At 71.4% G+C, this 22,665-nt stretch carries 19 protein-coding genes and 1 pseudogene; 6 read left to right on the top strand and 14 right to left on the bottom strand.

Features of this window, described 5'->3' with window-relative positions; translation table 11 throughout:
• Positions 1 to 10: 10 nt before the first annotated feature.
• From AB0N73_RS03580 to guaB, 3 genes are all read right to left on the bottom strand, one after another.
• Complete coding sequence (locus tag AB0N73_RS03580) at positions 11 to 724, bottom strand: TMEM175 family protein (RefSeq protein WP_363560445.1); 714 nt, start codon at positions 722 to 724, stop codon at positions 11 to 13.
• Positions 725 to 801: 77 nt separating this feature from the next.
• Complete coding sequence (locus AB0N73_RS03585; protein WP_363560447.1) at positions 802 to 3,669, bottom strand: hypothetical protein; 2,868 nt, start codon at positions 3,667 to 3,669, stop codon at positions 802 to 804.
• Positions 3,670 to 3,814: 145 nt separating this feature from the next.
• Complete coding sequence (guaB, locus tag AB0N73_RS03590; protein ID WP_363560449.1) at positions 3,815 to 5,317, bottom strand: IMP dehydrogenase; 1,503 nt, start codon at positions 5,315 to 5,317, stop codon at positions 3,815 to 3,817.
• A gap of 459 nt (positions 5,318 to 5,776) precedes the next feature.
• Between guaB and AB0N73_RS03595 the strand changes: the two genes are divergently transcribed.
• The 4 genes from AB0N73_RS03595 to AB0N73_RS03610 are packed head-to-tail and all read left to right on the top strand — an operon-like array spanning position 5,777 to position 9,748.
• The gene (locus tag AB0N73_RS03595) at positions 5,777 to 7,051 is read left to right on the top strand and encodes a branched-chain amino acid ABC transporter permease (RefSeq protein WP_363560593.1); all 1,275 of its coding nucleotides are present in this window, start codon (positions 5,777 to 5,779) and stop codon (positions 7,049 to 7,051) included.
• Positions 7,052 to 7,060: 9 nt separating this feature from the next.
• Positions 7,061 to 8,041, top strand: a complete 981-nt coding sequence (locus tag AB0N73_RS03600) for a branched-chain amino acid ABC transporter permease (RefSeq protein WP_363560451.1) — start codon at positions 7,061 to 7,063, stop codon at positions 8,039 to 8,041.
• The gene (locus AB0N73_RS03605; protein ID WP_363560453.1) at positions 8,031 to 9,029 is read left to right on the top strand and encodes an ABC transporter ATP-binding protein; all 999 of its coding nucleotides are present in this window, start codon (positions 8,031 to 8,033) and stop codon (positions 9,027 to 9,029) included. The genes AB0N73_RS03600 and AB0N73_RS03605 overlap by 11 nt, the downstream gene beginning before the upstream one ends.
• A complete protein-coding gene (locus tag AB0N73_RS03610) occupies positions 9,026 to 9,748 on the top strand; it encodes an ABC transporter ATP-binding protein (protein WP_363560455.1) in 723 nt (240 codons plus the stop codon). Before AB0N73_RS03605 ends, AB0N73_RS03610 begins: the two co-directional genes overlap by 4 nt.
• A gap of 429 nt (positions 9,749 to 10,177) precedes the next feature.
• Here the strand turns inward: AB0N73_RS03610 and AB0N73_RS03615 are convergent, their stop codons facing one another.
• The 3 genes from AB0N73_RS03615 to groES form a co-directional block, all read right to left on the bottom strand.
• Positions 10,178 to 11,527 (bottom strand): ABC transporter substrate-binding protein, encoded by a 1,350-nt coding sequence (locus AB0N73_RS03615; RefSeq protein WP_363560457.1) that lies wholly within the window; start codon positions 11,525 to 11,527, stop codon positions 10,178 to 10,180.
• 147 nt (positions 11,528 to 11,674) lie between these two features.
• On the bottom strand, positions 11,675 to 12,628 hold the full coding sequence (gene rarD, locus AB0N73_RS03620; RefSeq protein WP_363560459.1) for an EamA family transporter RarD: 954 nt from the start codon (positions 12,626 to 12,628) through the stop codon (positions 11,675 to 11,677).
• Between the two features lie 86 nt (positions 12,629 to 12,714).
• Positions 12,715 to 13,011, bottom strand: coding sequence for a co-chaperone GroES (gene groES / locus AB0N73_RS03625; RefSeq protein WP_047543013.1), 297 nt, complete (start codon positions 13,009 to 13,011; stop codon positions 12,715 to 12,717).
• A 140-nt stretch (positions 13,012 to 13,151) separates the two neighbouring features.
• Here groES and AB0N73_RS03630 point away from each other — a divergent pair, with 140 nt between their 5' ends.
• Complete coding sequence (locus AB0N73_RS03630) at positions 13,152 to 14,342, top strand: class I SAM-dependent methyltransferase (RefSeq protein ID WP_363560461.1); 1,191 nt, start codon at positions 13,152 to 13,154, stop codon at positions 14,340 to 14,342.
• A 9-nt stretch (positions 14,343 to 14,351) separates the two neighbouring features.
• Here the strand turns inward: AB0N73_RS03630 and AB0N73_RS03635 are convergent, their stop codons facing one another.
• The 4 genes from AB0N73_RS03635 to tsaB are packed head-to-tail and all read right to left on the bottom strand — an operon-like array spanning position 14,352 to position 17,264.
• On the bottom strand, positions 14,352 to 14,954 hold the full coding sequence (locus AB0N73_RS03635; RefSeq protein ID WP_363560463.1) for a DUF4190 domain-containing protein: 603 nt from the start codon (positions 14,952 to 14,954) through the stop codon (positions 14,352 to 14,354).
• Positions 14,951 to 16,063, bottom strand: coding sequence for a tRNA (adenosine(37)-N6)-threonylcarbamoyltransferase complex transferase subunit TsaD (gene tsaD, locus AB0N73_RS03640; RefSeq protein WP_363560465.1), 1,113 nt, complete (start codon positions 16,061 to 16,063; stop codon positions 14,951 to 14,953). Before tsaD ends, AB0N73_RS03635 begins: the two co-directional genes overlap by 4 nt.
• Positions 16,060 to 16,587 carry a ribosomal protein S18-alanine N-acetyltransferase gene (gene rimI, locus AB0N73_RS03645; protein WP_363560467.1) on the bottom strand — a complete coding sequence of 176 codons (528 nt, stop codon included), beginning with the start codon at positions 16,585 to 16,587 and terminating at the stop codon, positions 16,060 to 16,062. Before rimI ends, tsaD begins: the two co-directional genes overlap by 4 nt.
• Positions 16,584 to 17,264 (bottom strand): tRNA (adenosine(37)-N6)-threonylcarbamoyltransferase complex dimerization subunit type 1 TsaB, encoded by a 681-nt coding sequence (tsaB, locus tag AB0N73_RS03650; RefSeq protein ID WP_363560469.1) that lies wholly within the window; start codon positions 17,262 to 17,264, stop codon positions 16,584 to 16,586. Before tsaB ends, rimI begins: the two co-directional genes overlap by 4 nt.
• Positions 17,265 to 17,338: 74 nt before the next feature.
• Here tsaB and AB0N73_RS03655 point away from each other — a divergent pair, with 74 nt between their 5' ends.
• Positions 17,339 to 18,325 (top strand): alpha/beta hydrolase, encoded by a 987-nt coding sequence (locus tag AB0N73_RS03655; RefSeq protein ID WP_363560471.1) that lies wholly within the window; start codon positions 17,339 to 17,341, stop codon positions 18,323 to 18,325.
• Here AB0N73_RS03655 and tsaE read toward each other — a convergent pair.
• The 4 genes and pseudogenes from tsaE to glmS form a co-directional block, all read right to left on the bottom strand.
• Positions 18,306 to 18,830: a tRNA (adenosine(37)-N6)-threonylcarbamoyltransferase complex ATPase subunit type 1 TsaE gene (gene tsaE, locus AB0N73_RS03660; RefSeq protein ID WP_363560473.1), complete on the bottom strand. Its 525-nt coding sequence runs from the start codon at positions 18,828 to 18,830 to the stop codon at positions 18,306 to 18,308. The two genes, AB0N73_RS03655 and tsaE, sit on opposite strands and share 20 nt — an antisense overlap.
• A gap of 38 nt (positions 18,831 to 18,868) precedes the next feature.
• Positions 18,869 to 19,993, bottom strand: coding sequence for an alanine racemase (gene alr / locus AB0N73_RS03665; protein ID WP_363560475.1), 1,125 nt, complete (start codon positions 19,991 to 19,993; stop codon positions 18,869 to 18,871).
• A 320-nt stretch (positions 19,994 to 20,313) separates the two neighbouring features.
• Positions 20,314 to 20,661 (bottom strand): annotated as a pseudogene (locus AB0N73_RS03670) (holo-ACP synthase); the annotation flags it as partial.
• Positions 20,662 to 20,742: 81 nt separating this feature from the next.
• Positions 20,743 to 22,593, bottom strand: a complete 1,851-nt coding sequence (gene glmS / locus AB0N73_RS03675) for a glutamine--fructose-6-phosphate transaminase (isomerizing) (RefSeq protein WP_363560477.1) — start codon at positions 22,591 to 22,593, stop codon at positions 20,743 to 20,745.
• Positions 22,594 to 22,665: the final 72 nt, after the last annotated feature.

Here is a 22,665-nt window from a genome sequence, read left to right on the forward strand (position 1 = left end):
GCCGACGCGCTCAGGCGATGGGCCCCGCCACCGGTGGTGGCGGGGTCTCGTCGTCCGGGGGCTCCTCGATGTGGTGCGTGCGCACGCCGCCCACGTCGAGGGCCGAGGACGATCCGCCGAGGGCCCGCGTGAGGAGCCCGTCGAACGCGAAGAGGAAGAAGGCGAACGATCCCACGAAGGGGCTCGCCGCCACGACGCCCGCCGAGATGATGAGGGCGCTGAGGCCGCCACGTCCCTGCGCGCGGGCCGCCGCCTCGGACAGCCCGGGCTGCAGGAGTTCCCGATGCCGCACGGCCCACATGGCCTGCGCCCAACTGCAGACGATCGCCAGGAAGAAGTTGATGGGCAGCAGCATCCGCCCGAGCAGGAGATCCGAGAAGTCCGTCAGGATGCTCGAGGTGAAGGGCACCAGCACGATGAACAGCAACCGGAAGTTGTTGATCCACGTGCCGACCGCGTCGATGCGCACGATGAACTCGAACTCCGAGACGTGCGTCATCCACATGAGGCTGAGGATGAGGAAGCTGATGACGAACGTCAGCACCGGCTGGTACATGCCGGTCAGCGCCGCGACGAGGTCGGCGTCGGTGCGCACGTTCTCGAACGACCGACTCGTGAGATCCAGCACGAGCAGCGTCGCGGCGATCGCGAACACGCCGTCGGTGTAGGCCTCGACACGGCGCGTCGAGACGCTCGCGTCGGGATGGCTGCGGCGACGGATCACGCGTCCAGCGTAGCGAGATCGCCCGCACGGGACCCTGCCGTCCGCGGATGCGGCGGGTTCCGTGCGGGCGATCTCGGTCAGCGGCTGCGGATGCGGCGGCGCACCATCAGCCCGCCGCCCAGGCCGAGCGCGAGAAGCGCGGCGAGGACGAGGGCGGTGAGGTCGGTGCCGCCGGTGGCCGCGAGCCCGCCCGAGGGCGCATCGGCACCGGGGCCCGCGACCGGAGCCTCGTCGACGAGCGCGGGCAGCACCGTCACGGCGCGCGAGGCGGCACCCGATGCGGCGCTCGCGTGCAGCGTGTGGGCTCCGGGCGCGACGGCCGCGGGCACCGTGATGCGCACGGTGGCCCGGCCGTCGGCGTCCGCCGTCACCTCGGCCAGGGTCACGGGGTCGCTCGTGAGCGACAGGGTGATCGTCTCCTCCGGGGCGAAGCCGGAGAGCGAGACCGTGGCCGGCACGTCGACGCGCAGCCGATCGCTCGTGAGCCCGATCTCCTTGGCGACGAAGTGCGCTCCGAAGCTCAGCGCCACCACCTGCGAGGGGAACAGCTTGTGCTCGGGTGCCGAGAGGTCCTGGGCGGCGGTGCCGTCGCCGTAGATGTCGACCGTGCCCGAGTCGAGCAGCAGTCGCACGCTCTCGCCGTCCGCCAGGCTGCCGACGCCGGCGATGCCCTCGTAGGACCCCGCCCACCCGTCGAGCCCGAGCGTTCCCTGCGCCGCGACGGGCGCGTCGGCGAGCTCGCCCGACCATCCGTACAGCGCGAAGCGGCCGGTGTCGTCGGCGCTGCCGGCGACGATCAGGTAGTCCCCGGACTCGGCACGGGCCATGTCGCGGATGGCGCGTCCGCCGAGGTCGAGGAGGGTCGGAGCCCCGAGCTGCGGCTCGGCACCGGCCACGACGCCGGCGATGTCGGCCACCGGCACGATGAGCGCCTGCGCGTCGTCGCCCACCTCGGGCGAGCGGAACCCCAGCCAGAGGGTCGTTCCGTCCGGCGCGATGGCGGCGCCCTCGATGTTGAGCGAGTCGGGGCCCTCGGCGGAGGATCCGGGCTGGGTGGCGGCGAGGAAGCCGAAGTGGTCGGCGCCCAGACCGTGCGCGTCGTCGTGGTCCCACGCGACGAGCGCGTCGCGGAGCACGTGGCGTGCGCCGACGAAGCTCAGCGCCGCGTTCGCACCCGAGCCGCTCACCCGGGTGTGCACCACGATGTCGCGGTCGAGACGCACGTTGCCGCTGCGTGTGTTGCCGGTCGAACCGATCCAGTAGACGTCGTCCCCGACCCGCGCGACGGCCTCGAAGTCATGGGCCTCGCCGGGACGCTCGAACTCGATCCGATCGCTGAAGTCGAACTCCGCGACCGGCTCCCCGCCCGTCGCGGCGAACAGCCGGAGGGCGTTGGAGTCGTCGTCCGCCGCGAAGAAGTAGCCGTCGCCGGCATCGATGGCGGCCGAGGCGTCGGACATGCCGATGTGGCCGGTGGCGGCCGCATCCGAGAAGGCGGGAGCGACGCGGTAGCTCAGCTGCGCGATCCCCGAGCGGCCGTCGGCCGTCTCGGCGCGGAGGGTGATGACGGCGCTGCCGGCGGCCACCGGGGCGGCGGCCAGCCGGAAGGCACCGGTCACGGCATCCACGTCCAGCGAGATCGCGTCGTCCGCGAGCACCGCCGTGTTGCTCGAGGCCGCGGTGACCGAGATCTCCTGGCCGGCCGGGTCGATCACGGTGCCGGATGCCGCCGGGTTGCTGCCCTGCCCGAGCACCGCGGCGAGCGCTGCCCCGGTGCCGCCGGCGACGCGGGGGTCCCACGTGATCGCGGGCTTCGCGAGGATGGGGCCGGCCGCATCCGTGCCGGCCTCGAAGCCGGGCGCGAAGGCGACGCCGCGGAACGCGGTGCCCACCGCGGCCGTGGCGAGCACATCGAGCGTTCCGGTGAAGGCCGCGGCGTCGCCCTCGTCGACGATGCGCACGAGCTCGTTGCCCTGCCCGGCGCCGCGCACGGCGTAGATGACCGTGTCGTCGCCCGCTTCGCGTGCCTCGATGCCCCAGTAGTTGCCCGGGTAGGTCGCCACCCAGTTCCATGCCTGGCCGGCACGCGCGTACTTGGCGATGCCCTGATTGGCACCCTCGGTGTAGCCCACGTAGAGCGTGTCGCCGGCGAAGGCGAAGTCGTGCGCGACCGACGCGCCCGCGGGAGCGGCGGCCACCAGCGCGAGCGGGGCCGAGGTCGTGGGGGTGCCCGTGCCGACGGCGTTGAGTCCCGAGAAGCCGGAGCGGTCGCTCGTCGCGTACAGCTGGCCGTCGTGGACGTCGACGACCCGTGCGTTGTTGAGGTTGTTGGAGCCTGCGACGACGGCGGTCGGGGTGGCCTCGCCGACCGCGACCGTCAGCACGCCGCCGGTGGGTGCGGTGCTGTCCCCGCCGTGGCCGCCGGTCCAGTACCGGGTGCCGTCGACCGTCGCGGTGCCGCGGATATGCCGCACGCTGTAACCGCCGCCGAGGGTCGTCGAGGTGTCGACGCCGCCCTGCGCGTCCACGCGCGCGACGACGCGGGGCGTGGCCGGGGCGGTCGTGTCGTTGAGCGCACCCGATCCGGGGGCGGCGTCGTACCCGCCCAGCGTCACGTAGCGGTGGTCGGCGGACTGCTGCAGCGCACCCTGCTGATCCCGATCGGCGCCGAGTGTGACCGCGTGCTGCGCGCCGGCACCCGCGGTGGGCAGCGCGACCGTGCGGTCGATCTCCCCCTGTCCGTCGAGCAGCAGGATGCCGACCGGCACCGCGTTGTTGCCCGTGGTCGCCCCATCCCCCACGACCGAGACGGCCAGCTGGTCGACGGGGGCGACGGGGTCGGCGGCATGGGCGACGTTCGGCGCGAGAGCGAGCACGAGCGCCGCGGCGGCTCCGGTCGCGATGGCTCGGCGCCACGACGGGCGGTGGTGCGCAGGAAGGGACACGGCGGCCTCCGGTTCGGGTGCAGGGGTCGGCCTCACCGAACCGGACGCCGACGAACACCGCGGAACGCCCGGGTGAACGAACGACGAACGCCGCACCGGTGAGGGTGCGGCGTTCGGGGTGGATGCGGCGACCTGCCGCCGACGATCAGCGCTTGTAGTTGGGCGCCTCGACGACGATCTGCACGTCGTGGGGGTGCGATTCCTTCAGCCCCGCGGGCGTGATGCGCACGAAGCGCCCCTTGGCCTTCAGCTCTTCGACGGTGCGGGCGCCCACGTAGAACATGGACTGCCGGAGCCCTCCGACGAGCTGGTAGGCCACGGCGCCGAGCGGGCCGCGGTAGGCGACCTGGCCCTCGATGCCCTCGGGGATCAGCTTGTCGTCGTTCGGGACGTCGGCCTGGAAGTACCGGTCCTTCGAGTACGACGTCTTCTTGCCGCGCGTCTGCAGGGCACCGAGCGACCCCATCCCGCGGTAGGTCTTGAACTGCTTGCCGCCCTGGAAGACGATCTCGCCCGGCGACTCGTCGGTGCCGGCGAACAGCGAGCCCAGCATGACGGTGTCGGCGCCGGCGACGAGCGCCTTCGCGATGTCGCCGGAGTACTGCAGCCCGCCGTCGGCGATGACCGGGACACCGGCCTCGCGGGCGGCCTGGAAGGCCTCCCAGATGGCGGTGACCTGCGGCACGCCCACACCCGCGACGATGCGGGTGGTGCAGATGGAGCCCGGGCCGACGCCCACCTTGACGGCGTCCACGCCCGCGTCGATCAGGGCCTGCGCCCCCTCGCGCGTCGCGACGTTGCCGCCGATGACGTCGATGCCGGCGAAGCTCGGGTCGCCCTTGATGCGGCGGACCATGTCGATCACGCCCGCGGACTGGCCGTTCGCGGTGTCGACGACGAGCACATCCACGCCCGCATCGCGCAGCGCCTCGGCCCGCTCCCACGCGTCGCCGAAGAAGCCGATGGCCGCGCCCACGCGCAGACGCCCCTGGTCGTCCTTGGTCGCGAGCGGGTACTTCTCGCTCTTGTCGAAATCCTTGATGGTGATGAGCCCGGCGAGCTTCCCCTCGTCGTCGATGAGCGGCAGCTTCTCGACGCGGTGGTGGGCGAACGCGGCGATGACGTCGCCGGCGCTCACGCCGACGGACGCGGTGATGAGGTTCTCGCTCGTCATCACGTCGCGCACGAGCGTCGTGCGGCGCTCGAAGCCGGAGACGAACCGCATGTCGCGGTTGGTGACGATGCCCACCAGGCGACCATCGGGGTCGATGACGGGCAGGCCCGAGATGCGGTACTGCGCGCACAGCGCGTCGACCTCTTCGATCGTGGCCTCGGGCGTCGTGGTCACCGGATCGGAGATCATGCCCGACTCGCTGCGCTTGACCCGGTCGACCATCGACGCCTGCTCGGCGATCGAGACGTTGCGGTGCAGGATGCCGAGGCCGCCCTCGCGGGCGATGGCGATCGCCATCCGCGACTCGGTGACGGTGTCCATCGCGGCCGACACGAGTGGGGTCGCCACCGTGATGCGGCGCGTGAGACGCGACGACGTGTCGGCCTCGCTCGGGATCACGTCGGTGTGTCCGGGGAGGAGCAGGATGTCGTCGTAGGTCAGCCCCACGAAGCCGAACGGGTCGTGATTGTCCATCAACATCTCCTCCCCCGCCGACGGGAAAAGGATGCGGCGGGCCCTAGCGATCGGGATGCGGGGCGTTCTCATCGTCCGCGCCGTGACCGTGCAGCACAGGGATCGGGGCGAACGACGGGATCGTTCCCGACGTGTGACGATTCTAAGCGTCGGAGGGGCCCGTTTTGTTCCCGCGCGCGAGCGCCCGTGCGTGCGTGCGTCGCGCCCACGGGCGGGAACACGCGTACGCGAGGCACCCCGTCCGCCCGGACGTGAGACTCGGTTCCAGCGGCATCGGCGTGTAATGTGGCCGACCGCGGCATGCGAGCGGCGTGTCCTCCGCGAAACACGGTGGACACAATACGCTCGTAGCGTCGTCGTCAATGCCGATGCCGACCGCATTTCGCGTGCGAGTCCCAACAGGAGGTGCCAGTGGCGTCCACTGAGACATCCCACCGATCCAGAAACCGTGGGCGGGTGTTGCGGATCCTTCTCGGAGGTCTTCTCGCCGTCGTCGCGCTCCTTGGAATCGCGTCCCCCGCGGTCGCTGCGACCGACGATGCCGGAGAGGATTTCCCCTTCGCCATCGCCGGAAACGTGCGCACCGGCGGTGAACCCGTGGAAGGCGCGGTCGTCACCGTGACCGGAGCCGACTTCGAAGGCGAGGCGACGACGGAGGCCAACGGCAGCTGGCGCGTCGGAGTGCCCACCAAGGACGGCGCCTACACCGTCGAGCTCGACGCGGACAGCCTCCCCTCCGGGGCGAGCGTCCCGGACGGCTTCGAGACGAGCATCGAGGTCGAGTTCGGCGCGACCAACACGATCACCCGCAACTTCACACTCGAAGCCGCGGAGCGCGTGACCGTCGGGTTCTGGGACCAACTGGCATCCCGCGCCGTGAACGGTCTCAACTTCGGGCTCATGCTGGCTCTCGCCGCCATCGGCCTGTCGCTCGTGTTCGGCACGACCGGGCTGTCGAACTTCGCCCACGGCGAGATGGTGACCTTCGGCGCCCTGGCGGCACTCCTCTTCTCCGTCGGGCTCGACGTGCCGATCTGGATCGCGATCCCGTTGGCGGTGGTCGCCTCGGCGCTCTTCGGCCTGACGATGGACGCCGGGCTCTGGCGACCACTCAGGCGAAGAGGCATCGGCACGGTCCAACTCATGATCGTCTCGATCGGTCTGTCGCTGGCACTGCGCTACGTCTACCAGATGTTCATCGGCGGCGGCACCCAGCAGCTCCCGGGAGGGGCGACCGCGTCGATCCCCGGGCTCGGCCCCATCCGCCTCACCTGGACGGACGTCATCAGCATGGCGGTCTCGGTCGTCGTGATCGCGGCGTTCGCCTGGTGGCTCATGCGCACCCGCATCGGCCGGGCCACGCGCGCCGTGTCGGACAACCCGTCGCTCGCCGCCGCCAGCGGCATCGACGTCGACGCGGTGGTGCGCGTCGTGTGGGTCGTCTCCGCGGCGCTGGCCGGCCTTTCCGGTGTGCTGTGGGCCTACTTCCGACCCGGCATCAAGTGGGACATGGGAACCAGCATCCTGCTCCTCGTGTTCGCGGCCGTCACCCTCGGCGGCCTCGGCACCGCGTTCGGCGCCCTGGTGGGCTCGATCATCGTCGGACTGCTCGTCGAGGTGTCGACGCTGTGGATCCCGTCGGACCTCAAATACGTCGGCGCCCTGGTCGTGCTGATCGTCATCCTCTTGTTCCGTCCGCAGGGCATCCTCGGACGCCGCGAGCGAATCGGTTAGGACGGCCTCGTGAACATCCTTCAGATCCTGTCCAACACCCTGGCGCAGATCCTCGCCCCGGCCACCCTGGGATACGTCCTGGCGGCCATCGGCCTGTCGGTGCACTTCGGGTTCGCCGGACTGCTCAACATGGGCGTCGCCGGCTTCATGGCGATCGGCGCGTACGGCTTCGCCATCTCGATCACGACGTTCGCGGCCCCGTGGCCCCTCGCGATCGTGATCGGGCTGCTGGCGTCGGTCATCTTCGCGCTCGTCATGGGCATCCCGACCCTGCGCCTGCGCGGCGACTACCTGGCGATCGTGACGATCGCCGCCGCCGAGGTGCTGCGTCTGCTGTTCCTCACCTCCGCGTTCCGCAACTACACCGGCTCGGCCGACGGGCTCTCGGGCTTCCAGGCCGGGTTCCGTGCCAGCAATCCGCTCCCTCCGGGGCGCTGGGGCATCGGACCCTGGACCTATCAGTCCGACCAGTGGTGGGTCATCATCGTCGGCCTCATCACGATCGCGATCGTCATGGTGCTGGTGTGGCTCCTCATGCGCAGCCCCTGGGGTCGTGTGATCCGCGGCATCCGTGAGGACGAGGACGCCGTGCGCTCGCTCGGCAAGAACGTCTTCGCGTTCAAGATGCAGGCCCTCATCGTCGGCGGTGTGATCATCGCCGCGGGCGGCATCGTGACCGCCATGGGCACCAACGTGAACCCCAACGTGTACGTGACGTCGCAGACGTTCTACATCTGGACGGCCCTGCTGCTGGGAGGCGCCGCGACCATCTTCGGCCCCCTCCTCGGTGCCGTGCTGTTCTGGGTCGTCCGCGCGTTCCTGTCGAACCTGCTGCCGGCGTTGGTGAACATCGGCTGGCTGCCGTTCCTCACGACCGAACAGAGTCAGATGCTCGTCTTCGTCCTCGTGGGCGTCGCGCTGATGCTGTTGGTCATCTTCCGCCCGCAGGGCATCCTCGGAAGCAAGAAGGAGCTGACCTTTGTCCGCTGAGGCACTGCCACCGACTCCCCGTGCGAAGGCCACCGGCCTGCACAAGGGAGAGATCCGTCCGGGGGTCGAGAAGGTCGATCCCATCATCGTCATCGACGGCGTCCGCCGGATCTTCGGCGGTCTGACCGCCGTCGACGTCGAGCACCTCGAGATCCCCCGCAACGCCATCACGGCGCTCATCGGCCCGAACGGCGCCGGCAAGACCACCCTGTTCAACCTGCTGACCGGCTTCGACAAGCCGAACGCGGGCAGCTGGTCGTTCGACGGCACCAACCTCGCCGGCATCCCCGCGTACAAGACCGCGCGGATGGGGCAGGTGCGCACCTTCCAGCTGACGAAGTCGCTGGGCCTGCTGACGGTGCTCGAGAACATGAAGCTGGGGGCGCCCAAGCAGACCGGCGAGCACATCTGGTCGGGGATCCTCCCCTTCGTCTGGCGCAAGCAGGAGTCGCAGATCGAGGAGAAGGCCCGCGATCTGCTGGCCCGCTTCAAGCTCGACGCCAAGGAGAAGGACTTCGCCGCCAGCCTGTCGGGCGGTCAGCGCAAGCTCCTCGAGATGGCACGCGCGCTGATGAGCGACCCGGTGCTCGTGATGCTCGACGAGCCCATGGCCGGCGTCAACCCGGCCCTCACCCAGTCGCTCCTCGACCACATCCTGGATCTGAAGGATCTGGGGATGACGGTCGTCTTCGTCGAGCACGACATGCACATGGTCCGCCACATCGCGGACTGGGTGGTCGTCATGGCCGAGGGCAAGGTCGTGGCCGAGGGCCCGCCCGACGCGGTCATGAAGGAGCAGGCCGTGATCGACGCGTACCTCGGTGCGCACCAGGACGTCGACCTGGGTGTCGTGACCGGGCGCCACGAGGGCACGCTGACCGCGGAGGGCGCGGAGCTCGCCGAGGTCGCGCAGGAGCTCGACCAGGTGATCGCGGCCGAGAGCGAACCGAACGCCGACGAGTCCGAGAAGCGGGAGGACGGCCGATGAGCACGAACGTCGTGGAACTGAACGATGTCGTCGCCGGCTACCTGCCGGGGGTGAACATCCTCAACGGCGCGAACCTGACGGCGGCCAAGGGCGAGCTGATCGGCATCATCGGCCCGAACGGCGCCGGCAAGTCGACCATGCTGAAGGCCATCTTCGGCCAGGTGAAGGTGCGGGGCGGATCCGTCCTGCTCAACGGCGAGGACATCACGGGCCTGCGCGCCAACAAGCTCGTCGCCAAGGGCGTCGGGTTCGTGCCGCAGACCAACAACGTCTTCCCGAGCCTCTCGATCGCGGAGAACCTGCAGATGGGCGCCTACCAGCGCCCCAAGGCCGTCAAGGAGCGCATCGACTTCGTCACGTCGGTGTTCCCCGACCTCGGCAAGCGTCTGGGCCAGCGGGCCGGCTCGCTGTCGGGCGGTGAGCGCCAGATGGTGGCGATGGGTCGCGCCCTGATGATGGATCCCCACATCCTGCTGCTCGACGAGCCGTCCGCCGGCCTTTCGCCGTCGCGACAGGATGAGGCGTTCCTGCGGGTGTCGGAGATCAACAAGGCCGGCGTCACCACGATCATGGTCGAGCAGAACGCCCGCCGCTGCCTGCAGATCTGCGACCGCGGCTATGTGCTCGATCAGGGCCGTGACGCCTACACCGGCACCGGCCGCGAGCTGCTGAACGACCCCAAGGTCATCGGACTGTACCTGGGCACCCTGGGCGCCTGACGCCCCGCCCCACCACGACGACGCCGGCTCCCCAGGGTGCCGGCGTCGTCGTCTGCGCGGGCGCGTGCGGGCGGCGCCAACCGTTCCGGTTCTCGGAGAATCGCCCCCAACTCCGAGCTTTCCCGCTGGGAACCTCCGAGAACCGACGGAATCTCCGGGAACACGGCCACGGATGGGGTGTGTGGGTGGCAGCGATGTGGCGCGTGTCGGGTGACGAGGCGCGGGCACGGTTCTCGGAGAATCGCCCCCAACTCGGAGCTATCCGCGCGGAACCTCCGAGAAACGACGGAATCTCCGAGAACACGGCCAGCGGATGGGGCGGGTGGGCGGCAGCGGATGGGGCGCGTGCCGGGCAGCGCGGGATCGGGCGGGGGCGGGCACGAGAAAGGCCCCGGTCCGAAGACCGGGGCCTCAGTCCTTCGCGCGGGGTCAGCCGACGTTCAGGAACTCGTAGTTGTTGTCGTCACCGTACTGGAAGATGCCGATCGAGGCTTCCGTGGGGTCGCCCACCTCATCGAAGGTGATCGGACCGGAGACACCGTCGTAGTCGGCGACGCCACCGGCGATGATGATGTCGGCGCACTCCGCGAACGTCGTGCACTTGGTGCCGTCACCGGTGCCACCCGAGACCTGCTGCAGGTGCGCAGCCACATCCGGGCCCGCCGTCGAACCGGCCTCGAGAGCGGCCAGCGCGAGCAGGATGACCGCGTCGAACGACTCCGGAGCGTAGGTGTAGTCCTCGAGCGCCGCGTTGCCCTTGCCGGTCCAGTAGGCCTGCAGGTTGTCGCGGAACGTGGTGATCGTGTCGGGGTCGACCGCGGGGTAGGTGCCCTTGGCGCCCGCGAGCGTGCCCGCCTCGAAGTCCTCGCCGAAGTTGGCCAGGTTGCCGTCGACGAAGTACAGCTTGTCGGCCGGGAAGTCCGCACCGATCAGCTCGGGGATGATCGTCTTGACCTCTTCGAACGTGATGAGCGCGATCGAGTCGGGGTTGGACGCGAGGACGTCCTCGACCTGGGCCGAGAAGTTGGTGTCACCCGTGTTGTAGAGCGACGTCGCGACGACCTCGCCGCCGGCGGCCTCGAACGCGGCCTTGGTGAAGCAGGCCAGGCCCGTGCCGTAGGCGTCGTTCAGGACGATCATGCCGAGCGTCTCGTTGCCGTCCGCGGCGACCAGGTTGCCGAGCACCTCGCCCTGGAGGACGTCGGAGGGCGCGGTGCGCCAGTACAGGCCGTTGTCCTTGTAGCCGGTGAAGGCCGCCGAGGTGTTGGCCGGGGAGAACTGGATGGCGTTCGCCGCGATCACCTGGTCGATGAACTGCAGCGAGGTGCCGGAGGAGGCGGCGCCGACGATGGCGGTGGCGCCCTCGCCCAGCAGACGCGGGATCTCGGTCTCGTAGGCCTTGTTGTCGGTGTCGCCCGAGTCGCCCTGGATGAGGTCGATCGTGATGCCCTTGGCAGCGGCGTTCACCTCGGAGGCGGCGTAGTCGGTCGCCGAGATCTCGGGCGGGCCGAGGAAGGCGAGGTTACCGGTGACGGGCAGGGCCGTACCGATCTTGTAGGTGAGGTCCGTTCCCGGGCCCTCGGAGGTCGACGCGTACTCCGGGGTGTACGACGCGGGCGCGGCTGCGTCGCAGTCGATCGGGAAGTCGGCCCCCGATGCCTCGGTGGTGCTGGGATCACTACCGCCGCCGGAACAGCCGGCCAGCAGGAGTGCACCGACGCCGACCGCGGCGATACCGCCGAGGATCCTGCCGGCGCGCGGACGCGTGATGGGGCTCATGTTGCTCCTTGATGTCAGGACGTCGGCTTCGTCGTCGACGTCGGGTGCCACCAACCTAGCCGCGGCTTCGTCTCGGGAATGTTGCCGTTGATTAACGATGCGTTTCGTGGGCCGATCGTTACCGATTTGCGACTTTTCCGCGAGATGTCAGGTCAGATCGGTGACATCGGATGCCGCGGGCGCCGAGACTCGGGACCGTCGGGAGCGACGCGACGCCCAGATCGAGTCCACCGTCAGCAGCACGAGCGCGGCCCACACGAGCGAGAAGCCGATCCAGCGCCCCACCGTCATCTGCTCGCCCAGCAGCCACCAGCCGATGAGGAACTGCAGGATGGGCGCGATGAACTGCACGATGCCCAGCAGGGTGAGCGGCGCGCGCCGGGCACCGGCGGCGAACAGCAGCAGCGGGATGGCGGTGGCCACGCCCGCGAGGGCGAGGAGGGCCGCCTTCTCGGGTCCGAGCGCACCGATCAGCAGACCGCCGGTGGACGCCACGACCGCGAGCTGCACCACGGCGACCGGCGAGAGCCAGAGCGTTTCGAGGGTCAGGCCGCTGACCGCATCCACCGACGGCCCGATCTTCTTCTTCACGAGGCCGTAGAACCCGAACGAGAACGCGAGGATGAGGGCGATCCACGGCACGGAGCCGTAGCCGACGACGATGACCACGACAGCCGCGGCGGCGAGCGCGATGGCCGCCCACTGGGCGGGACGGAGCCTCTCGCGGAGCACGAGCACTCCGAGGAGCACCGTCACGATCGGGTTCGTGAAGTACCCGAGGCTGGTCTCGATGACATGCCCGCTCAGGGTGCCGATCAGGTAGGTCTGCCAGTTGATGAAGATGAGGACGCCGGCGAGGGCAGTGAGCGCGAGCAGCCGCGGCTGGCGCATGATCGCCAGCAGCGGGCGCCAGGCGCGCGTCACCGCGATCAGCAGCGCGCAGAAGACGAGCGAGAAGAGGATGCGCCATCCCACGATCTCGAACGGGCCGACGGGCGCGAGCAGCAGGAAGTACAGCGGCAGGACGCCCCAGAGGGCGTAGGCCCCCGAGGCGTACAGGCCGCCGGCCACGACGCGTTCGCCGGGCGCAGCAGAGGTCATCCCCTCAGCCTAGGTCCGCGCCCGCACACGGAGCGCGAACACCGAAGGGCCCGGTCGCCGAAACGACCGGGCCCTTCGAAAGGGTGTCAGCGAACGACGACAGCGAGGACGTCGCGAGCCGAGAGCACGAGGTACTCGTCGGCACCGAACTTGACCTCGGTTCCGCCGTACTTGCTGTAGATCACGCGGTCGCCCACGGCGACGTCGAGCGGAACGCGGTTGCCGTTGTCGTCGATGCGGCCGGGGCCCACGGCCACGACCTCGCCCTCCTGGGGCTTCTCCTTGGCGGTGTCGGGGATGACCAGGCCACTCGCGGTGGTCTGCTCGGCCTCGACCTGCTGGATGACGATGCGGTCCTCGAGCGGCTTGATGGAAACCGACACGGTCTACCTCTTCTTTCTCGCTTCGTGAAACGGAAGACTCTGTTAGCACCCTCACACCGAGAGTGCTAATGACAAGTCTAGAGGCGGACTGGCACTCGTGCAACGCGAGTGCCAACACAGCGTCACCGTAGGCTGATCGCATGGAGATGAGCGAGCTGCGCACCCTGCTCACCCCGGAGGGCCTGCGCCTCGTCGACGAGCTGGGGACGGTCGACTCGACGACGGCCGTGGCATCGGCCGTCAGCCGTCTGCGCGCTGCCGGGCATTCCCCCGAGCTGGTGTCGGCTGTGGTGGCCCAGGCGCGGCTGCGCAGCCGGGCACACGCCAAGTTCGGACCCTTCGCCGATCGGATGCTGTTCACCCGCGCCGGCCTAGAACAGGCCACGCGCCTGGGCATTGCCGCGCGCCACGCCGGGCGATTCCGCCAGGCGGGACTCGCCCATGTGGCCGATCTCGGATGCGGCATCGGCGGCGACGCGCTCGGGCTCGCCGCGCTCGGCATCGAGGTGACCGCGGTCGACGCCGACGAGGCCACCGCTGCGGTCGCGGCCTACAACCTCGCCCCCTTCGGCGACCTCGCGCACGTGCACCATGCCCTCGCCGAGGACACCGACCTCGCCGACGTCGACGGGGTCTGGCTCGACCCGGCGCGCCGCACGGCAGGAGGCGACCACACGCAGCGCCTGCGCGCCGAGGACTTCACGCCCGCGCTCGACTGGGCCTTCGCGCTCGCCGACCGTCTGCCCACCGGGATCAAGCTCGGTCCCGGCTTCGAGCGCGCCGACATCCCGGCGCATGCCGAGGCGCAGTGGATCAGCGTCGACGGCTCGACGATCGAGCTGGTGCTGTGGAGCGGGTCGCTGGCCCGCGAGGGCGTGCGCCGAGCCGCGCTCGTGCTGCGCGGCGACGAGGCGCACGAGATGACGGCCGCGGCCGATGCACCCGACGCCCCGGTGCGCGAGCTCGGCGAGTTCCTGCACGAGCCGGAGGGCGCCGTCATCCGCGCCCGTCTGATCGGAGACGTCGCCCGCTCGCTCGATGCCGGCATGCTCGACGAGCGCATCGCCTACCTCACGTCCGACGCCGCCCTCACGAGCCCCTTCGTGCAGTCCTTCCGGGTGCGCGAGACGCTGCCCGCCGATGAGAAGAAGCTCGCGCGGGCCCTGCGCGAGCGCGACATCGGACGACTCGAGATCAAGAAGCGCGGCGTGGACGTCGACCCGGCGCAGCTGCGCACCCGGTTGAAGCTGAAGGGCGACCAGCAGGCGACGCTGTTCATCACGCGCATCGGCGACCGCCGGACGGCGCTGCTCGCCGATCGCGTGAGCTGACGCCGGGCGTCAGCCGAGCATGCCGGAGCGGTACGCCGCCCACACCAGCCAGCCGCCGCTGTAGACGAGCGACAGCACGCCGAGCACGATCCCCCAGACCGCCAACGGGCGGCTCTCGACGAGGCGCCGCAGCGACAGCACCCCCAGCACGACCGCCACGATGCCGAGCGGAAAGCCCCAGCCGACGACGAACGACACGATGAGTCCGACGACCGCGAACCCGATCGACAGCACCGCGAGGCTCATCGGCGGAGCGGCGTCATCGGGCACCACCACGGTCCGCGTCGTGGGCACGAACTCCTGCGGCCCCTCCACCTGCGCGCCGATCTCGATCGGAGCGGTGGGGGCGCGCGAGAAACCGCCGCGGTGCGCACCGGGGAGCGCGGACTCGTCGGTCGGCACGACGACGTCGGGCGATGGCGCCTCGAGCCGTGCGACCACCGGGAACACCGGAACCGGCACGGGCGGCGGCGCGTCCCCGGCGGGTGCGTCGTCGGCGCGGCGGCTGTCCTCCCAGGCGGCCGCGGCGGCGAGCAACGGCTGCGCCGCCGGGTCATCCGGGTCGACGGGCGGCGGCGACGGGATCCCGCGGATGCCGTCCTGCTCGCTCATGCGAGGGCTCCGGGCCTCTCGACGGCGGGGTCCTCGGCGGCGGGGTCCTCGGCGGCGGGGTCCTCGGCGACCTGGATCTCGGTCACCGGCAGGGTGGAGTCCGCCCCGAAGGCCAGCGTCGACGGCGCACGCCCCGACATGATCAGACGCGCACCGAGGGCGGCGATCATCGCGCCGTTGTCGGTGCACAGGCGCAGCGGCGGGATGCGCACGGTGACGCCGGCCGCCTCGCCGCGCGCGAGGGCCACCTCGCGCAACCGCCGGTTGGCGATCACGCCGCCGCCCAGCAGCAGGCGGGGAACGCCGTGCCGGGCGCAGGCGTCGAGCGCCTTCGTGACCAGGACGTCGACGACCGACTCGCGGAACGAGGCCGCCACGTCGGGCACCGACGCATCCGGGGTCTGCTCGAGATACCGCGCGACCGCGGTCTTCAGCCCCGAGAACGAGAAGTCGTAGCGATGCTCGGCCATGTCGGAGGCGCGCGAAAGCCCGCGCGGGAAGCGGATGGCGGTCGGGTCGCCGTCGGCCGCAGCGCGGTCGATCTCGGGACCGCCCGGGTAGGGCAGACCGAGGATGCGGGCGACCTTGTCGAAGGCCTCGCCCGCCGCGTCGTCGACCGTCTCACCGAGCAGCTCGACGTCGGTCGTGAGATCGCGCACCAGCAGGAGCGCGGTGTGGCCGCCGCTCACCAGCAGCGCCACGGTCGGGTACTCCAGCGGAGCCGCGTCGGGATCGAGGATGTCGGCGGCGATGTGGCCCACCAGGTGGTTGACGGCGTAGAGCGGGCGGTCGAGCCCCACGGCGAGCGCCTTGGCGGCTCCGACGCCGACCATGAGGGCGCCGGCCAGGCCGGGACCGGAGGTGACGGCCACGGCGTCGATGTCGGCCAGCGTCACGCCGGACTCGTCCAGCGCCGCCTCGATGGCGGGCTGCAGGGCTTCGAGGTGCGCACGTGCGGCGACCTCGGGCACGACGCCGCCGTAGCGGGCGTGCTCGTCCATCGAGCTCGCGATGGTGTTGCTCAGCAACGTGCTGCCACGGACGATGCCGATGCCGGTCTCGTCGCAGCTGGTCTCGATCCCCAGCACCAGGGGTTCCGCGGTGTTCATCGGACCTCCGTCCCTTCTGCGGCGGATGAAGCTGCGGCGTCGGATGAGGCGGCGCCTGCGGACGCGGACGCTGCCGCCCACGCCGGGATGTCGGCCCGCATCACGAGTGCGTCGACGTCGTCGGGCTGGTAGTACCGGGGACGCCGGCCCACCTCCGTGAAGCCCTCCGACGCGTACAGCCGCTGGGCGACCGGATTGTCGTCGCGCACCTCGAGGAACACCTCGCGCACGCCCCGCTCCGCGGCCGCGGCGAGCAGGGCGCGCAGCAACGCGCGCCCGCTCCCCCGACCCCGCGCCGCCTCGGCCACGGCGATCGTCTGGATGTCGCCGTCGCGACCGCCCCGCGGTGCACGGAGCCCCGCGTAGCCGGTGAGGACGCCGCCGTGCTCGAGCGCGATGTAGTGCCCGTGCGGCGACGCCAGCTCCTCGCGCATCATCGCCTCGCTCCAGGCGTCGGTCGGAAAACTGATGCGCTCGAGGCGCATGATGGCGTCGAGATCGGCGGCGACGGCGTCACGGATCATGCGCCCACCTTCTTCGGCGCGTGCGGCATGGTCACATCCGGCTGACGCAGATACAGCGGCTCGCTCGTGGCCAGCGTGCGCCCGGCGGCGACGGCCCGGGCCGCCGCGAGGGCGAGCAGCGAAGCGGGGATCGCGGTGGCGTCGAGCCGCATCGCGGCGAGGTCGTCCAGCCGCGCGTCGAGCTGATCGCGCGGGATGAGGGCGGGCTCGGCATCCCGGATGGGGAGGCCGTCGTCGTCCAGCCCGGAGTACACGGTGTACGCGAACTCGCGCCGCCGGGCATCGGTGACCACGGCGAAACGGCCAGGCAGGGCGTCCTCCATCGCCGCCGCCAGGAGCACGCCCAGCGCGACCGCGTCGTGGCTCGGCACGGGGACGACGGGCAGCGCCCGCGCGAGCGCGAACGTCCGGGCGGCGGCGATGCCGATGCGCAGCCCGGTGAAGGGGCCGGGGCCCATGCCGGCCGCCACATGGGTGATCGCGTCGTCGCCCGCGGCCGGCAGACCGGTGCCGTGGGCCGCCGTGGTGGCCGCCGCATCCAGGACGCTGCGGAGCAAGTCGCCGATGACCTCGGCGTGCCCGAGCGGGTTGTCGCTGGAGACCTCGGCACGCACGACCCCGTCGGGGTCGACCACGGCGAGCGCCGTACCGAGGGAGGTGTCGATGCCGAGGATCACGTCTCCAGGGTAGTCGGCGTGCGCGGCGCGCCGCGGGAGGGAATCCGCTGGCGCCACGGGAACGAATCACCGTCATGCACGAGAACACGACCCGGGGAGCCCTGCGCACCGACGAACCCGCGCTGGGGCTCACCCGCCGTGTACTGCCGGGGCCCGACGGCGCCGCGCTCGTCGTGCGCACCGGACGCCGCCGGCCGGGAGCGACCTCAGCCACCGTCCTGCTGCACGGCGCGGCAGGGTCGTGGAGCACGTGGACGCCGCTGCTCACGGCATCCGATCGCCGCGGCGCGCCCCTCACCGACGTCGTCATCCCCGATCTTCCGGGGTGGGGCGAGTCGGCGGGCCCCGTGCCCGACATCGCCGAGGTCAGCGCACGGATCGCCGGCGCCGTCCGCGCGCTCGGCTACACCCGCTGGCACGTGGTCGGGCACTCCATGGGCGGGTTCCTCGCGCTCGATCTGGCCGCGCGGGAGCCGGATGCCACGGTCGAGGTCGGGCTGGTCTCGCCCAGCGGTCCCGGGGTGCAGCTCGCGGCGCGGCATCGGCTCTCGGGAGCCGCCCGGGTGCCGGGCTTCGGCGGCATGATGGCGATCATGGGCGTGCTGCGCGCGCTCGGCGGCCCGGGCCTCGCGCTCGTCCGCCTGCTGGAACGCATCGGCATGCTGCGCCTGCTGGCCTCTCCCTTGTTCGCCCATCCGCGCAGGGTCGACGGCAGCGTCATCCGCGCCCTGTCGCACGAGGTACGGCCGACGGCCTTCGCGGCGGCGACCCGCATGTCGGCCGACTACGACGAGACGCGGTGGCGCGCCATCCGGAGCCCGATGCGGTCGGTGCGCGGCGAACGCGACGTCTTCGCGAGCGCCGACGAGGCGACGCAGCTGGCGCGGCTTCTGCCCGGGCTGCGCGAGACGCGACTGCGCGGTGCCGGGCACTTCGCGCACATCGAGCAGCCGGCGGCGACGCTCGCCGCGCTGGGCCTCGGGCGCCGCGGGGCTCCCGTGCAGTGGTCGGCCTACCGGGTGGCGTCACCCGGGGCGGACGTCACCGTGCATGGCGCGTGATCCTCACCAGCCGCGGACTGTCGGCGTCGAGGGCCTCCGTCGCGCGCGAGTAGGTGCCGCAGGCGGTGTCGACGCCGCGACCGTGCCATTCGCGGTCGAGCTCGACCTCCCACCACGTGTCGGCGACGCGCGCGACGACCTCGCGACCCCACTCGACGACGACGACCGAGCCGTCCAGGTCAATGTCGAGGTCCTCGAGCTCGGCCGACGACCCGAGTCGGTAGGCGTCGACGTGGACGAGCGGGGCGCCGCCCACCAGGGAGGGATGCGTGCGCGCGATGACGAAGGTGGGGCTCTGGATGGGGCCGCGGACGCCGAGACCCTGCGCGATGCCGCGGGTGAGCGTGGTCTTGCCCGCCCCGAGCGGACCGGTGAGGACCACCATGTCGCCCGCTCTCAGACGCTCTCCCATGTCGCGGCCGAGCCGCTCCATGTCGGCGGGAGAGACGATCTCCCGCTCTCCGACGAGGTCGTCGAGTCCGATCGATCCGGTGTGCGTCGTCATACCCTCTGCAACGTCGGCGCGCTCGGGTTCATGCCCGGTCATCCGGCGACCTGGCGACGGGGCACGCGGGCGCCGATGCGGGTGACGATCTCGTAGTTGATGGTGCCGGCGGCATCCGCCCAGTCGGTCGCGGAGGGCACGCCGAGCGTCGGATCGCCGAAGAGCACGACCTGATCGCCCACCGAGACGGCGGCGTCGCCCACATCCACCACGAACTGGTCCATCGCGATGCGGCCGACACCGGTGAAGCGCTGCCCGGCGATGCGCACGGGACCCGCGCCGGAGGCCTGCCGGGGCACGCCGTCGGCGTAGCCGAGCGGGACGAGGGCGAGGGTCGTGTCGCGGTCGGTGCGGTAGTCGTAGCCGTACGAGACGCCCTGGCCCGGGCCGACCCGGCGGACGGCGGCGACCGCCGCACGCAGCGTCATCGCCGGACGGAGGCCGAGGTCGGCCGACGAGCGGTCGTCGAACGGCGACAGGCCGTAGATGCCGATGCCCAGCCGCACGCAGTCGAAGCGGGATTCGGGCAGCGCGATCGCGGCGTGCGTGGCGGCGATGTGCCGCAACCGCGGCGAGAGCCCGGCCGCCGCCGCCGCGCCCAGCCCGGCCTCGAACCGGGCGATGGCTTCGCGGTCGGCCTCGGGCGAGGCGTTGGAGAGGTGGCTGAAGATACCGAGCACGCGGATGCGGCCGAGCCGCTCCAGCCGCGCCGCCTCGGCGAACAGCACCCGGTATTCGGCCGGGGCCGCGCCGTTGCGCCCGAGCCCCGTCTCGAGCTTGAGGTGGATGACGGCGGCCCGGTCGCCGCTGCCCGCCGCGGCCGCGGCGTTCAGCTGCGCCATGTCCGAGATGCCGAGCTCGATCCCCCGCTCCACCGCCTCGCCGAACGAGACGCCCGGGGCGTGCAGCCAGGCCAGGATCGGCGCGTCGATGCCGGCGCGGCGCAGCGCCAGCGCCTCGCCGATGTCGGCGACCCCGATGCGCGTCGCGCCCCCCGCGAGCGCCGCCGCCGCCGAGCGGGCCGCGCCGTGGCCGTACCCGTCGGCCTTGACCACCGCGATGACCTCGACCCCCACGAGGCGCCGCAGCTGCCGCACGTTGTCCTCGATGGCGCCGACGTCGATCGTAGCCTCGCGCATCACCCCTGCCGGGAACGTGCTCATGTCTTCTCCCCCTCGGGCGTGGGTGCGGGTGCGGGTGTGGGTGCTGTTGCGGGCGCGGGTGGTGCTGTTGCCGGTGGTGCTGTTGTGGGTGCCGGCGCTGCTGCCGGGCGCCCCTCATCCCCGAGCGCATATCCCGTCGTCGAGAGCACATCGTCCCGCATATGCGCTCGATCACCGGATGTGCGCTCGGCAGAGGGCGGAGCGAGCGCGGGCGAGGCGGGCGAGGGCGAGGCGGGCGAGGGCGGGGCGGGCGAGGGCGAGGCGAACTCGGGCGACGCGAGCGAGGCCTGGGACGGGGCGGACACGGAGGGGGCGGGCAGGGCCTCGGCGATGACGTAGGCGGTGGCGAGGCCCGCATCGTGGCTCATCGACAGGTGGAGGGCCGTGATGCCACGGGCGGCGACGACGGCGGCCGTCGACCCGCAGAGCGCGAAGCCCGGCTTGCCGGAGGGCTCGGACGCGACCTCGATCTCGGTCCAGTGCACGCCGTCCGAGCCGCCGAGGGCCTTGATCAGCGCTTCCTTCGCGGCGTATCGCGCGGCCAGCGAGCGGGGCTTGAGCGGACGCTCCGCCACCGAGAACAGCCGGTCGCGCAGGCGCGGCGTCCGCGCGAGCGTGCGCTCGAACCTCGGGACGTCGACGAGGTCGACACCGATGCCGACGATCATGCGTCCTCCCCGGATGCGGCACCCGCCGCATCCGTCAGCTTATCCACGCGGGCGCCGCCTCTCACGAGCGCCCGTGCCGGCTCACTCGACGGTGACGGACTTGGCCAGGTTGCGCGGCTGATCCACATCCAGGCCCTTGGCCGTGGCCAGCCCCATCGCGAAGATGTGCAGCGGCACGACCGCGAGGAACGGCTCGAACAGGGGGCCGGCGAGCGGGATGTGCAGCACCTCGTCGGAGAAGGGCAGCACCGAGGCGTCCCCCTCCTCGGCGACGACGATGACGCGGGCGCCGCGGGCGCGGATCTCCTGGATGTTCGAGACGACCTTGTCGTGCAGCACCGCGGACTCGCGCGGCGACGGCACGATCACGAAGACGGGCTGGCCGGGCTCGATGAGCGCGATCGGACCGTGCTTGAGCTCGCCGGCGGCGAAGCCCTCTGCGTGGATGTAGGAGATCTCCTTGAGCTTGAGGGCTCCCTCGAGCGCGATCGGGTAGTTCACGTGCCGTCCGAGGAAGAGCACCGAACGGGTGTCGGCCATCCAGTGGGCGAGCTGCGTGATGCGCTCCTGCTGCGTCTCGATGACGTCCGCGATCTTGCGCGGCACGGCCTCGAGCTCGAGCACGTGACGGGTGATCTCGGCGCGCGAGATCGAGCCGCGCACGCGCGCGACGTGGAGGGCCAGCAGGTAGATGGCGGTGATCTGCGCGACGAACGCCTTGGTCGAGGCGACCGCGACCTCGGGACCCGCGTGGGTGTAGACGATGGCATCCGACTCGCGCGGGATGGTGGCGCCCTGCGTATTGCAGATCGACAGCGTCTTGGCGCCGCGCTCGCGGGCGTACTTGACCGCCATGAGCGTGTCCATCGTCTCGCCCGACTGGCTGATCGAGACGACGAGGGTGTTCTCGCCGATCACCGGGTCGCGGTAACGGAACTCGTGCGCGAGCTCCACGTCGACGGGGATGCGGGTCCAGAGCTCCAGCGCGTACTTGCCGGTCTGGCCGGCATAGGCGGCCGTGCCCGCCGCGATGATGACGATGCGGTCGATGCCGGCGAACAGCTCGTCGAGCCCGTCCAGCTCGGGGATCTCGACGACGCCCTCGTGGATGCGGCCGCGCAGCGTGTTCGCGACGGCTTCGGGCTCCTCCGAGACCTCCTTCGCCATGAACGAGGACCATCCGCCTTTCTCGGCGGCGGCAGCATCCCAGGTGACCTCGAAGGGCTCCGGCTCGACGGGGTTTCCCTCGAAGTCGGTGACCTCGACGCCGCCGGGCGTGATCGCGACGATCTCGTCCTGACCGATCGCGAGGGCGTTACGGGTGTATTCGACGAAGGCCGCGACGTCGGAGCCGAGGAAGTTCTCGCCCTCGCCCAGGCCGATCACGAGCGGCGAGTTGCGGCGGGCCGCCACCACGAGGCCCGGGTGGTCCTGGTGCATGGCGAGCAGCGTGTACGCGCCCTCGAAGCGACCGACCGTGGCACGGAAGGCTGCGACGAGATCGCCGGATGCCGCGTACTCGCGCCCGATGAGCAGGGCCGCGACCTCGGTGTCGGTCTCGCTGCGGAACGTGTAGCCCTCGCTGATCAGCTCGGCCTTCAGCTCGGCGAAGTTCTCGATGATGCCGTTGTGGATGACGGCGAGCTTGTCGTCGTCGGCCAGGTGCGGGTGCGCGTTCTCATCCGTGGGCCCGCCGTGGGTCGCCCAGCGGGTGTGGCCGATGCCGGTGGTGCCGTCGGCGAGGGGGTGGCGCGTGAGGTCGTCGCGCAGCATCTGCAGCTTGCCGGCGCGCTTGCGCATCCCCAGGTCGCCGGCGGCGTCGATCACGGCGATGCCCGCCGAGTCGTATCCCCGGTACTCGAGTCGGGCGAGCCCGGAGATCAAGATGTCCTGGCTCGGCCGAGGGCCGACGTATCCGACGATTCCACACATGGGGTCCATCGTAAGCCGCCGCGGCTGCCCGCCCGCCGTGCATACCCTCCGGGCGTGCCGCGGGCGCGTGCG

Source organism: Microbacterium sp. NPDC089189, from assembly GCF_040685095.1.
Taxonomy (GTDB): Bacteria; Actinomycetota; Actinomycetes; order Actinomycetales; family Microbacteriaceae; genus Microbacterium.